This window comes from Streptomyces sp. LE64, from assembly GCF_052606915.1.
In genome coordinates this window covers 4,761,431-4,774,611 of sequence record NZ_CP199708.1, presented here as the reverse complement: position 1 = coordinate 4,774,611, position 13,181 = coordinate 4,761,431, and the positions used below count along the sequence as shown (strand labels likewise).

Genomic DNA, 13,181 nt, shown 5'->3' with positions numbered 1-13,181 from the left:
CATGTCCGGCTGATGCCCGGGCAGTACTCCGCCCTACTGCAACTGACGGAATCCCCCGGCATCCCGACGCCGTCGAACGGCCCCTCGCCATGCGGTGACGGTCGGGAACGGACCGGGCCGTTCGAAGGATCACCCCCGCCCATCGGAACGGACGCCCGGCACCCCCGGAAGTCGGTGCGGAGTCGGATGACCGGCCCCCGCGGAACCGGTCATCCGGAAGCCGCGCCCGGGGCCGCCGGAACCCCCGAAACAGCGCTCGCCGCCGGTTTCCCGCCCTCCCCTCACGGACAAGCGGACGCCCGGGCCACCGCCCCGGGCAACCGTTCGAACCGGGTCGTACCACCGCGAGGGGACCCGTACTCGACGGCCCCGGCCGCGTCACGGCGCGGAAACGCCCAGGGCGGACCGGGGTCCGGCGGGGAGGCGGGGTGAGCCACAACTCACTGGGCCGGGAGGAATCCGACACGTAGGGTCGGTTTCGATGCCCACCATAGAAGCACCGGCCTTGGCGCCGGTGGAAACGCCTGCGCCGACACCGGTCGGCGCCCCCCGTGCCGTACCCACCCTCATGCGGCTGTGGCCCTACGTCCGCCCAGTGCGCGGACGCTGGTTCTCCGCCGCGGTCGTGGCGATCGTCGCGTCCTGTCTGTCCCTGGTCTTCCCTTTCGTCCTCAAGTGGCTGGTGGACGGGCCCATCACGGAGCGGGACCAGCGCGGCGTCTGGATCGGCGCCGCCCTCCTGCTGGCCCTCGGCGTGGTGGAGGCGGTGCTCTTCGGCTTCCGCCGCTGGCTGGTGGCCCGGCCGCTGGCCCGGGTCGAGGCCGCGATGCGGGCCGACCTGTACCGCCACCTCCAGCGGGTGCCGGTGGCCTTCCACGACCACTGGGCCACCGGTCAGCTGCTGTCCCGGGGCACCACCGACCTGGCCGTCATCCGGATGTTCCTCGCCTTCCCGCTGACGTTCCTGGTGGTCAACGGCGTCACCATCGTCGCCGGCTTCGCGGTGCTGCTCGCCCAGGAGTGGACCCTCGGCCTGGTGCTGCTGCTGCCCGTCCTCCCCATGATCTACATCTGCTACCGCTTCGAGGGCCGCTACTCGGCGGCGACCCGACGCGCCCAGGACCAGGTGGGGGACCTGGCGACGGTGGTCGAGGAGAGCGTCCTCGGCATCCGGGTCATCAAGGGCTTCGGTCGGCACCGGAGCCAGGCGCGGATCTTCCGCGAACTGAGCGAGAAGCTGCGCGGCACGGAACTGCTGAAGGCCCGGCTGCTGGCCACCCTGCTGACCGCCCTGACCTTCTTCCCCGAACTGGCGCTGGGCTCGGCCCTGGTGATCGGCACCGTCCAGGTCGCGGACGGGGCGCTGTCCGCGGGCACCCTGGTCGCCTTCCTGTCGACGGCGCTCGCACTGCGCTGGCCCGTGGAGTCCCTGGGCTACCTGATCGCCATGAGCCAGGAGGCCGCCTCGGCCACCCGGCGGTTCTTCGAGGCGATGGACGCCCCCGAGGAGGAGCCCGGCGCCACCGACACGGCCGAGGCCGCACGGCCCGCGGACGGCGAGGACGGACTGCGGTTCGAGGACGTCACCTTCCGCTTCCCCGACGCGCCCCCCGGTTCCCGTCCCGTCCTGGACGGGGTGGACCTGCACGTCCGCCGCGGCGAGACGATGGCCCTGGTCGGCGCCACCGGCAGCGGCAAGACCGCACTGACCGCGCTGGTGCCGCGGCTCCACGAGGTCAGCGGCGGGCGGATCACCCTGGACGGCCGGGACGTCACCGCCATGGACCGTTCGGAACTGCGCGGCCTGGTGTCGGTGGCCTTCGAGGAGCCGACGCTGTTCTCCACCTCCGTCGCGGAGAACGTCCGCATGGGCGCGGGCGGGGCGGCCGGAGGGGCGGACCGCCCCGATCCGGCCCTGGACCGCGCCCTCGACATCGCCCAGGCCGGCTTCGTGCACCACCTGCCCGACGGTGCGGACACCGAGGTCGGCGAGCAGGGTCTCAGCCTCTCCGGCGGTCAGCGCCAGCGGCTGGCCCTGGCCCGCGCGGTGGTCGGCGACCCCCGGTTCCTGGTGCTCGACGACCCGCTGTCCGCCCTGGACGTGCACACCGAGGCCGCCGTGGAAGCGGCGCTGCGCGAGGTCCTCGCCCAGACCACGGCCCTGGTCGTCGCCCACCGCCCGTCCACCGTGCTGCTCGCGGACCGGGTGGCGCTGCTGTCCGGGGGACGCATCGCCGCCGTGGGCACCCACCACGAACTGTTGCGCGAGAGCGCTGAGTACCGCCACCTGATGTCCGGCGACGACCGCCCGCAGGGGCCCGAGGGAGACGCCACCCGATGACCACGATCAGCGAACAGCTCCGGCCCGCGGACGGTGCGCGGGCCGAGGACCTCCCCGGCGGGCCGGACGCCCCGGGCGACCCGTTCGACCGGGACGACCTGCCGGCCCCCCGGGGCGCCACCGGGTCCCTGCTGCGCTCCCTGCTCTCCCCGCACGGCCGCCCCGCGGCCCTGGCGCTGCTGTGCCTGCTGCTCCAACAGGCGGCGGTGCAGGCCGGACCGCTGCTGGTGGCGTACGCGATCGACCGTGCGGTGCCCGCCTTCCGGGACAGCGACCACGGGCCGCTGCTCGCCGTCGCGGTCGCCTACCTGTTGGCGGCGGCGCTCGGCGCGGTCATGGAGTACGGGTTCATCCAGTTCTCCGCCAAGGTCAACCAGGCCGTGCTGGTGGACCTGCGCGGCCGGATCTTCCGCCAGGGCCAGGACCTGAGCGTCGACTTCCACGACCGCTACACCTCGGGCCGGCTGATCTCCCGGTCGACCTCGGACGTGGAGTCCCTGCGGGAGCTCCTGGAAGAGGGGTTGATGGAGCTCGTCGGGGTGGTGGTCGCCTCGACCTACATCACGGTGATGCTGCTCTGGCTGGACCTGGCGATGGGTTCGGTGGCCGTGCTGTCCTTCCTGCCGCTGTACCTCGCGGTGCGGGTGTACCGGCGGCGGGCGGCCCTGGTGTTCGACGAGCGGTCCACGGCGATCGCCGGGGTGATCGTGAAGTTCGGCGAGACGCTCAACGGCATCCGCCCGGTGCGGGCCTTCCGGCGCGAGAAGGCCAACGACGAGCGGTTCGCGGAGCTCAACGGACGTCACGAGCGGGCCAACGGCGACTCGCTGCTGGAGATGGCCCGGTACGTGGTGGCCTCCCGGCTGATCGCGAACACCGCGGTGGCCGGCATGGTGCTGTGGGGTGCCTACCGGGTCGCCGGCGACACCCTGGAACTGGGCGTCCTGGCCGCCGCGGTGCTCTACATCCGGCGGCTGTACGACCCGATCGACCGACTGGGGATGTTCCTCAACTCCTACGAGTCGGCCGCCGCCTCGCTGCGCAAGATCGCGGGACTGCTCCACCAGCGGCCCACGGTGCCGGAGCCGACCGAGCCCCGCGAGCTGCCCGCCCGCGGGAGCGACCTGCCCGGCCGCGAGGTCGTCTTCGAGGGGGTGCGCTTCGCGTACCGCACCGGCGGGGAGGTGCTGCCCCGCTTCGACCTGCGCGTGCCGGCGGGTCAGACGGTGGCCGTGGTCGGCACGACCGGTGCCGGCAAGTCCACCCTGGCCAAGCTGTTGGCCCGGTTCTACGACCCGACCGAGGGCCGGGTCCTGCTGGACGGCGTGGACCTGCGGCACCTCTCCTTCCCGGAGCTGCGGCGGGGAGTGGTGATGGTCACCCAGGAGGCGTTCCTGTTCTCCGGGACGGTGGCCGAGAACATCGCCATCGGGCGTCCCGACGCCACCCGGGAGGAGATCGAGCGGGCCGCGAAGGAGATCGGCGCGCACGACTTCATCACCGCACTGCCGGACGGCTACGACACGGACGTGCGCAAGCGCGGCAGCCGGATCTCCGCGGGCCAGCGCCAGTTGGTGGCCTTCGCCCGGGCCCTGCTCGCCGACCCCGGGGTGCTGATCCTGGACGAGGCCACGAGTTCCCTGGACGTCCCCGGCGAGCGGGCGGTGCAGCGGGCGATGGACACCGTGCTGCGCGGCCGCACCGCCGTGGTGATCGCCCACCGGCTGTCGACGGTGGAGGTGGCCGACCGGGTCCTGGTGATGGAACGGGGCACGGTGATCGAGGACGGTTCGCCCGCCGAGCTGATCGGTGGCAGCGGCTCGTTCGCGGGACTGCACCGGGCCTGGCGGGAGAGCCTGGTGGGCTGAGTCGGCGCACTGCACGGGAGGGGCGGACCAACGGGGGCCCGCCCCTTTCCCATGCCCGCCGGCCAACGGATTTCGGCCAGGCCCGGCGGGCCGCCCCCGACTCGGGAGCGGGGTCCACCACCACCCGACCGGCGCCCCGGGGCCCCCACCCGGCACGGCCGTTACCGGGAACGATGGCCTCCCTCTCCGCTCACCGGACACACCGCTCCGCGCAACGGAACGATTCCCGCCAAGGTTATGACGCGCTCCTGACAAGTGACCCGCCGGAGTGCCAGTCTTCCCTCGGTTCCCACCCCGACGGGCCACACGGTCCCGGCAGCCGCCCGCGGACCTCCCCGCCCCGACGCCCCGACCGCACCCCGCGCCACCGCTCGTGTCCCCCCACCCGCCGCACGCGCACCCCCGTCCCCGTCCGGGGACCGCACCTGGTTCCGCCCCGACCTGCCCGGACGGTCGTCCGCCGTCCGGTTCCGCGGCCGCGCACCCCGGCGGCCATGCAGAAGGAGTCCGTGTTGAGACGCTCCTCCGTCACACCCCCCACGCGCCGCCGCCGGGCTGCCGCCGGCGGGGCCCTCGCCGCCGTCGCCGCGCTGCTGGCCGTCGCCGTCCAACCGGGCGCCGCCACCGCCGCCCCCGAAGGGCGCGCACCCGCCGCCCCGACCAAGGCGGACCCCGGTTCCCTGCCGGCCGACCTGTCCCCCGCCGCGCGGGCCGCGCTGATCCGCACGGCCCAGGCCGGGGCGGCCGGCACGGCCAGGGAGCTGGGCCTCGGCGCCAAGGAGAAGCTCCTCGTCCGCGATGTGCTCAAGGACCGCGACGGCTCCACGCACACCCGCTACGAGCGCACCTACGACGGACTGCCCGTGCTCGGCGGCGACCTGGTCGTGGACAGTGCCGCCTCCGGCGCCACCCAGGGCGTCTCCAGGGCGTCGCGCGCCGAACTGAAGGACGTCTCCACCGCCCCCCGGGTGAAGCCCGCCGTCGCGGAGCGGCAGGCGCTGCGGGAGGCGGCGGCCGAGGGCTCGAAGAAAACCGCGCCCGAGCGGGCCCCCCGCACGGTGGTGTGGATGGGGTCCGGCACGCCGGTCCTCGCCTTCGAGACCGTGGTCGGCGGCTTCCAGCACGACGGCACCCCCAACGAACTGCACGTCGTCACCGACGCGACCACCGGCGAGAAGCTGTACGAGTGGCAGGCCGTCCAGAACGGCACCGGTCACACCCAGTACAGCGGTCAGGTCGCCCTCGGCAGCACCCAGTCCGGCGGGAACTACACGCTGACCGACGCGACCCGCGGCAACCACCGCACGTACAACCTCAACCGGGGCACCACCGGCACCGGCACCCTGTTCTCCCAGACCACCGACGTCTGGGGCGACGGCACGCCCGCCAACCAGGGGACCGCGGGCGCCGACGCCGCCTACGGCGCCGCCGAGACCTGGGACTACTTCAAGGAGGTCTACGGGCGCAACGGCATCCGCGGCGACGGGGTCGGCGCCTACTCGCGCGTCCACTACGGCAACAACTACGTCAACGCCTTCTGGTCGGACTCCTGCTTCTGCATGACCTACGGCGACGGGGCCAACAACCAGAAGCCGCTGACCTCGCTCGACGTGGCCGCGCACGAGATGACCCACGGCCTCACCTCGAACACGGCCGGCCTGGTCTACAGCGGCGAGTCCGGCGGGCTCAACGAGGCCACCTCCGACATCCTGGCGGCGGCCGTCGAGTTCTACGCCAACAACCCCGCCGACCCGGGCGACTACCTGATCGGCGAGAAGATAGACATCCGGGGCACCGGCGCCCCGCTGCGGTACATGGACCGCCCGAGCCGCGACGGCTCCTCCAAGGACTCCTGGTACGCGGGCATCGGCTCGGTCGACGTGCACTACTCCTCCGGCCCCGCGAACCACTGGTTCTACCTGCTCTCCGAGGGCAGCGGCGCCAAGACCGTGAACGGGGTCCCCTACGACTCCCCGACCGCGGACGGACTGCCGGTGACCGGGATCGGCCGGGAGAAGGCCGCGCTGATCTGGTTCCGCGCGCTGACCACCAAGTTCACCTCCTCCACCAACTACGCGGGCGCCCGCACCGGGACCCTCGCCGTGGCCGGCGAGTTGTACGGCACCACCAGCCCGGAGTACAAGGCCGTCCAGGACGCCTGGGCCGGCGTCGCGGTCGGCAGCCGCCCGGGCGGGGAGCCCCCGACGGGCACGGTCTTCGAGAACACCACCGACGTGCCCGTGCCGGACCGCGGCGCGGCCGTGACCTCCTCGGTCACCGTCACCGGCCGCACCGGCAACGCCCCGAACAACCTGGCCGTGGGCGTGGACATCGTGCACACCTGGCGCGGTGACCTGGTGGTCGACCTGCTGGCCCCGGACGGCACGGCCTACCGGCTGAAGAACTCCAGCAGCGGCGACTCGGCGGACAACGTGAACACCACGTACACCGTCGACGCCTCCTCGGAGGTGGCCAACGGCGTCTGGAAGCTGCGGGTCCAGGACGTCGCCGCCCAGGACACCGGCTACATCAACAGCTGGAAACTGACCTTCCCCTAGGGTCCTCGGTCCCGATCCGGCCGCCGCGCCCGATCGGGACCGTACGGCCCCGGCCGTCGCGACCGGACCGCGACGGCCCCGCGGCTCCCCCGCCCGTACCGGGGCGGGGGAGCCGCTTCGCGCGCTCAGCGCAGCACCACGCCCGCCTCCGGGCCGGTGGAACCCGTCGGCACCGCGACCAGCCCCAGCTCCGCCGCCGTGCCCAGCAGCGGATGCGCCGGCAGGACCCGCACGGTGTAGCCGAAGGGGCCCGTGCGGTCGAGGACCAGGTGCCCCTCGTACGCCCAGCAACCGTCCAGGTCCGCGCCGCCCACCGGCTTCAGCACGACCCGTTCCCCGCCCTCGATCAGGTCCTGCGGATCCACCCGCCCGGCCACCGCCTGCACCTCGACGTCCCCGGGGGTCAGCTCGCCGAGCCCGACCCGTACCCGCAGCGGCACCACCGCCCCCAACTCCGGTTCCACCGCCGGGCCCACCGCCTCCACGTGGTCGACGGACACCCGCTCCCAGCCGTCGCGCACCCGCGCCTTCCAGCCGGCCAGCTCCCGGGCCGCCGGGTCGGTCAACGCCCGGTGCGCCGCGGCGGCCGGCCCGTACAGCCGCTCCACGTACTCGCGGACCATCCGTCCGGCCAGCACCTTCGGCCCCAGCCGGGTGAGCGTCTGTCGGACCATCGCGATCCACCGCTCGGGCAGCCCGTCGGCGCCCCGCTCGTAGAAGCAGCGGGTGATCCGCCGTTCCAACAGGTCGTACAGGGCCTGCGACTCCAGGTCGTCCCGCCGCTCCGGGTCGGTGGCGTCGCCGTCCGCGGTGGGGAGGGCCCAACCGAAGTCGGGGTCGTACCACTCGTCCCACCAGCCGTCGCGCACCGACAGGTTCAGCCCCCCGTTCAGGGCCGCCTTCATCCCCGAGGTACCGCACGCCTCCAGCGGGCGCAGCGGATTGTTCAACCACACGTCACAGCCCGGGTAGAGCTGCTGCGCCATGCTCATGTCGTAGTCGGGCAGGAACACGATCCGGTGCCGGACCCGGGCCGCGTCGGTGAACCGGACCAGCTCCTGGACGAGCCGCTTGCCCCCGTCGTCGGCGGGGTGCGCCTTCCCCGCGACCACGAGTTGCACGGGCCGCTCAGGGTGCAGCAGCAGCGCGGTCAGCCGCTCGGGGTCGCGCAGCATCAGGGTGAGCCGCTTGTACGAGGGCACCCGCCGGGCGAAGCCGATGGTCAGCACCTCCGGGTCGAACACGGAGTCGATCCAGCCCAGTTCGGCCTCGGCGGCCCCGCGCTGCCGCCACGAGCGGCGCAGCCGGGCCCGCACCTCGCCCACGAGCCGTTCCCGCAGGGTGCGCCGCAGCCGCCACAGCTCCGGGTCGGGGACCTGGGCGAGGGCGTCCCAGCGGGTGCCGTCCGCGGTGGGGAGCGCGTCCTCCACCCGGTGCGTACCGAGCCGCCGGGCGCCCAGCCGCACCACCTCCGGCGCCACCCAGGTCGGTGCGTGCACCCCGTTGGTGACGGAGGTCAGGGGCACTTCCCCGGCGTCGAAGCCGGGCCACAGGGAGGCGAACATCTCCCGGCTGACCCGCCCGTGCAGCGCCGAGACGCCGTTGGCCCGCTGGGCGAGCCGCAGTCCCATGACGGCCATGTTGAACACCCCCGGCGCTCCCGCGGCCCCGGGCTCCCGGCCCAGGCGGAGCACCTCCTCGGCGTCGATGCCGGGGAGTTCGGCGTCGGGCCCGAAGTACCGGGCGACCAGGTCCCGGTCGAAGCGGTCGATCCCGGCCGGCACGGGGGTGTGGGTGGTGAAGACGGTGCCGGCCCGCACCGCCTCCACCGCCGCCCCGAAGTCGAGTCCGCGGGCCACGTGCTCGCGGATGCGCTCCACGCCGAGGAAGCCCGCGTGCCCCTCGTTGGTGTGGAACACCTCGGGTTCCGGGTGTCCGGTGAGCCGGCAGTACGCGCGCACCGCACGGACCCCGCCGATGCCGAGCAGCATCTCCTGGAGCAGCCGGTGTTCGCTGCCGCCGCCGTAGAGCCGGTCGGTCACGTCCCGCCCGGCGGCGTCGTTCTCCTCCACGTCGGAGTCGAGCAGCAGCAGCGGCACCCGCCCGACCCGGGCCACCCGGACCCGCGCCGCCAGGGTGCCGCCGCCGGGCAGGGCGAGCGCGATCCGGACGGGGGTGCCGTCCGGCTCGGCGAGCGGCACCAGGGGCAGTTCGTCCGGGTCGAGCACCGGGTAGTGCTCCTGCTGCCAGCCCTCGGCGGAGAGGCTCTGCCGGAAGTAGCCGTGCCGGTAGAGCAGGCCCACGCCGACGAGGGGGACCCCGAGGTCGCTGGCGGCCTTCAGGTGGTCGCCGGCGAGGATGCCGAGGCCGCCGGAGTACTGGGGCAGGGCGGCGGTGATGCCGAACTCGGGCGAGAAGTACGCGACGGCCGCGGGTCGCGGGCCCCCGCGTCGGTGCTGGTACCAGCGGTCCCCTTCGGTGTACTCGCGCAGGTCGGCGGCGCAGGCGGCCAGCCGGTCCAGGAAGGCGGGGTCGGCGGCGAGGGCGGTGAGCCGTTCCGCGGTGACGGTGCCGAGCAGCCGCACCGGATCGCCGCCGACCTCCTCCCAGCGGTCGGGGTCCAGGGCGCGGAACAGCTCGCGGGTGTCCTCGTGCCAGGACCACCGCAGGTTGCGGGCCAGGTCGTTGAGCGGTGCCAGCGGGCCGGGGAGCACGGGTCGGACGGTGAGGCGACGGATGGCCTTCACGTTTCCACCTTCGCAGGGGGCGCGGGAGGGGAGCCGCCGCGCTGCCTGCCGCCGGCTCGTCGTACGTCTGCGGTACGTCGTCGTACGTCGGGTATCGACGGCTTCGACCGTATCGACGCACGCGCCGCACCGGCCACGGCGCACAGGGGCCCGTCCGGAGGTCACACGTCCGGCCCCGTCCGGTCTCCGGGAGGCGTCAGTGCCGGTCGAGGCGGAGCGCCGGGTCGCACAGCTCGACGACGACCTCGCCCGAGGCCTGGTCGACGGCCGCGTCGGCGGCGTACCTGACCCGTGCGCCCACCCACACCAGGTGCGGCTCCACCCCGACGACCCGGCAGCGGAACATGAACCCCTCGGGGAAGCGGACCAGCGACTCGTTGCGGGCCAGCCGGGTGTACCGGTGGACGACGGCGGAGCGGACCACCACGCCTTCGCCGGTGCTGTGCTCGGGTCTCAGGTCGCTGGAGGAGCAGATCGGGCAGAGCAACCGCCGGAAGGACGGGGTGCCGCACCAGCGGCAGCGCTGGTAGACGAGGCGGGTCTCCTCGGTGGTGACGGAGGTGGTCTCGGTTCCGGATCGGGACATGGTGGATCGCTCCCCCTTGCGCTCGACTCGCGAGGACGCATCGACTCACGGTGATGAATCGGACCATATGACACTGAGTGCCGAATCGGCTAGGCACTGAGTGTCGGCATTTACCGACACACCACCCCGGGCGTCCGGCCACCGTCCCGCCCGGCCGGTCCTCCCGACCCCTCCCGCAGCCCCTTGCGCCGTCTCAGTCCTCGTCGAGGGCCGTCTCCACCTGCTGCACCACCCGCCACAGGGGAGCGCCGCGCTTGGCGATGACCACCACCACGTCCTCGCCCTCGGCGGCCTCGGGCCGGGCGGCCGCAGCGGCGGCGTCGGCCGGGGCCGCCGGGGCGGGCGCGGCGTATCCCGCCAGTTCGCCCGAGCCGTTCCACACCCTCAGCACCAGCTCCAGGGCGTGGTCGACCTCGACGTTCGGGTCGCCCGCGCCACCCGCGCGCAGCCAGGTCCGCAGGCCGTTGTTGTGCGCGGCGACCACCGCCGCGGCGATCATCTCCGCCCGCAGCGCCCCGTCCCGGGAGGCCCCGAAGCGCCCCCGCAGGTACTCGGCGAGCATCGCCTCGTAGCGGCGGACGACGGACAGTTCGTACGTCCGCAACCCGGGCACCTCACGGGTGAGGCGGTAGCGCTGCACGGAGAACTCGGGATTGGCCGCGTACAGGCCCAGCACCAGGCGCGCCGCGTCGCAGACCCTGCCCACCGGGTCCCCGTCGGGGTGGGAGGCCAGGAAGGCCCGCATGTCCGCCAGGCACCGCTCGTGGTCGGGGAAGACCGCGTCCTCCTTGGAGGGGAAGTAGCGGAAGAACGATCGGCGCCCCACCCCGGCGCGGGCCACGATGTCGTCCACCGTGGTCTGCTCGAAGCCCCGCTCCAGGAAGAGTTGGAAAGCCGCCTCGGCGAGCGCCTCGCGCATCGGGATCTTCCCCTCGCGCCCGGCGCCGGACGTCTCCACGGCGGTGTCTCTCACTGCGGTCATACCGGGAACGTAACACCGAGGACCCTCTTTTGGCACTGGGTACCTTTACAGAGGGTACCCAGTACCATACTGTCGAGGATACGGATCATCACAGAGTGAGGAGAGTTGTCATGGGTTTGAGGGTTGTGGTGTGTGTGAAGTGGGTGCCGGATGTTGCGGGTGAGCGGGGGTTTTTGGGGGATGGTCGGGTGGATCGTGAGGGGGTGGATGGGGTGTTGTCGGAGTTGGATGAGTATGCGGTGGAGCAGGGGTTGCGGTTGGTGGAGGGGTTTGAGGGTGGGGGTGAGGTGGTGGTGGTGTCGGTGGGTCCTGAGGGTGCGCGGGATGCGGTGCGGAAGGCGTTGTCGATGGGGGTGGATCGTGGGGTGCATGTGGTGGACGAGGGGGTGGTGGGGTCGGATGTGATGGGGACGTCGTTGGTGGTGGCGGAGGCGGTGCGTCGGGTGGGTTTTGATGTGGTGGTGTGTGGGATGGCGTCGACGGATGGGGGGATGGGGGTGTTGCCGGCGTTGTTGGCGGAGCGGTTGGGGGTGGCTCAGGTGTCGTTGTTGTCGGAGGTGTCGGTGGTGGGTGGTGTGGTGCGGGGTCGTCGGGATGATGGGGTGGCGTCGTTGGTGGTGGAGGCGGGGTTGCCGGCGGTGGTGTCGGTGACGGATCAGTCGGGTGAGGTGAGGTATCCGTCGTTCAAGGGGATCATGGCGGCGAAGAAGAAGCCGGTGGAGGTGTGGGGGCTTGGGGAGTTGGGGGTGGATGGGTCGTTGGTGGGTTCGGTGGGTGCGTTGACGGTGGTGGATGAGGTGGTGGAGCGTCCGGCGCGGGTGGCGGGGACGGTGGTGGAGGACGCGGGTGAGGGTGGGGGGCGGATCGCGGAGTTCTTGGCGGAGCGGAAGTTGTTGTAGGGGCATTCGTTCCGGGCTTCCCGGCTTCCGGGCTTCTGGGCTTCTGGGCTTCTGGGCTTCTGGGCTTCTGGGCTTGCGGGCTTCTGGCGTTCTGATTTCTGGCGTCTTTCTGTGTTCTGTCTCTGTCGTTTCGTTTCATGTCGGTAAGGGAGTGTGTGATGGGTTCTGTTTTGGTGTGGGTGGAGTTGGTGGATGGTGTGGTGCGGCGTTCGTCGTTGGAGTTGTTGGGGGTGGCGCGGGGGTTGGGTGATCCGGTGGCGGTGGTGGTGGGTGAGGGGGCGCGTGGGGTGGCGGGGTTGTTGGGTGAGCATGGTGCGGTGAGGGTGTTGGTGGTGGAGGGGTCGGTGGGTGAGGGGTTGTTGGTGGTGCCGAAGGTGGATGTGTTGGTGGCGGCGGTGGGGGTGGTGGGTCCGGTGGGGGTGTTGTTGGCGTCGTCGGGGGAGAATGGTGAGGTGGCGGCGCGGGTGGCGTTGCGGTGTGGGTCGGGTGTGGTGACGGATGCGGTGGATGTGGTGGTGGGTGAGGGTGGGGTGCCGGTGGCGGTGCAGTCGGTGTTGGGTGGGGCGTTTGTGGTGCGGTCGCGGGTGGTGGGTGGGGTGTCGGTGTTGACGGTGAAGTCGGGTGCGGGGGTGGTGGAGGTGGCGCCGGCTGCGGGGGTGGTGGAGGAGTTGGAGGTGGTGTGGTCGGATCCGGGTGTGGTGGGTCGGGTGGTGTCGCGGGAGGTGCGGGAGGTGTCGGGGCGTCCGGAGTTGGGGGAGGCGTCGGTGGTGGTGTCGGGTGGTCGTGGGGTGAATGGTGCGGAGGGGTTCGCGGTGGTGGAGGCGTTGGCGGACGCGTTGGGTGGTGCGGTGGGGGCGTCGCGGGCGGCGGTGGATGCGGGGTGGTATCCGCATGCGAGCCAGGTCGGGCAGACGGGCAAGAGCGTCTCGCCGCAGTTGTACGTGGCCTGTGGTATCTCCGGAGCGATCCAGCACCGGGCCGGCATGCAGACCTCGAAGACCATCGTGGCCGTCAACAAGGACCCCGAAGCGCCCATCTTCGACCTCGTTGACTACGGAGTCGTCGGTGACCTCTTCACCGTCCTGCCCCAACTCACCGAAGAGATCACCCGACGCAAGGGCTAACCACCCCCGCTCCCGCACCGGGGCGGCAGGCACGGCACGGCGCCGGGAAGCAGACACCCCCAGGGGCGGGGTCCGC

General features: G+C 72.7%; 8 protein-coding genes. 5 read left to right on the top strand and 3 right to left on the bottom strand.

What is annotated here, in order from left to right; genetic code table 11:
• The first annotated feature begins 481 nt into the window (after nucleotides 1–481).
• From ACSMX9_RS21595 to ACSMX9_RS21585, 3 genes are all read left to right on the top strand, one after another.
• Nucleotides 482–2,341, top strand: coding sequence for an ABC transporter ATP-binding protein (locus tag ACSMX9_RS21595; RefSeq protein ID WP_445396165.1), 1,860 nt, complete (start codon nucleotides 482–484; stop codon nucleotides 2,339–2,341).
• Nucleotides 2,338–4,209 (top strand): ABC transporter ATP-binding protein, encoded by a 1,872-nt coding sequence (locus tag ACSMX9_RS21590; protein WP_445396163.1) that lies wholly within the window; start codon nucleotides 2,338–2,340, stop codon nucleotides 4,207–4,209. The genes ACSMX9_RS21595 and ACSMX9_RS21590 overlap by 4 nt, the downstream gene beginning before the upstream one ends.
• Before the next feature lie 494 nt (nucleotides 4,210–4,703).
• The gene (locus ACSMX9_RS21585; protein WP_445396161.1) at nucleotides 4,704–6,767 is read left to right on the top strand and encodes a M4 family metallopeptidase; all 2,064 of its coding nucleotides are present in this window, start codon (nucleotides 4,704–4,706) and stop codon (nucleotides 6,765–6,767) included.
• Between the two features lie 125 nt (nucleotides 6,768–6,892).
• Here ACSMX9_RS21585 and glgP read toward each other — a convergent pair whose 3' ends face one another.
• The 3 genes from glgP to ACSMX9_RS21570 form a co-directional block, all read right to left on the bottom strand.
• Nucleotides 6,893–9,514, bottom strand: a complete 2,622-nt coding sequence (gene glgP / locus ACSMX9_RS21580) for an alpha-glucan family phosphorylase (protein WP_445396159.1) — start codon at nucleotides 9,512–9,514, stop codon at nucleotides 6,893–6,895.
• 196 nt (nucleotides 9,515–9,710) lie between these two features.
• Nucleotides 9,711–10,100 (bottom strand): Zn-ribbon domain-containing OB-fold protein, encoded by a 390-nt coding sequence (locus tag ACSMX9_RS21575; RefSeq protein WP_445396157.1) that lies wholly within the window; start codon nucleotides 10,098–10,100, stop codon nucleotides 9,711–9,713.
• A 193-nt stretch (nucleotides 10,101–10,293) separates the two neighbouring features.
• Nucleotides 10,294–11,019 carry a TetR family transcriptional regulator gene (locus ACSMX9_RS21570; protein ID WP_445403057.1) on the bottom strand — a complete coding sequence of 242 codons (726 nt, stop codon included), beginning with the start codon at nucleotides 11,017–11,019 and terminating at the stop codon, nucleotides 10,294–10,296.
• Between the two features lie 173 nt (nucleotides 11,020–11,192).
• On the opposite strand from ACSMX9_RS21570, the gene ACSMX9_RS21565 reads away from it, so the two are divergent.
• Nucleotides 11,193–11,981 carry an electron transfer flavoprotein subunit beta/FixA family protein gene (locus ACSMX9_RS21565; RefSeq protein WP_445403056.1) on the top strand — a complete coding sequence of 263 codons (789 nt, stop codon included), beginning with the start codon at nucleotides 11,193–11,195 and terminating at the stop codon, nucleotides 11,979–11,981.
• A gap of 158 nt (nucleotides 11,982–12,139) precedes the next feature.
• Nucleotides 12,140–13,105 (top strand): electron transfer flavoprotein subunit alpha/FixB family protein, encoded by a 966-nt coding sequence (locus tag ACSMX9_RS21560; RefSeq protein ID WP_445396155.1) that lies wholly within the window; start codon nucleotides 12,140–12,142, stop codon nucleotides 13,103–13,105.
• Nucleotides 13,106–13,181: the final 76 nt, after the last annotated feature.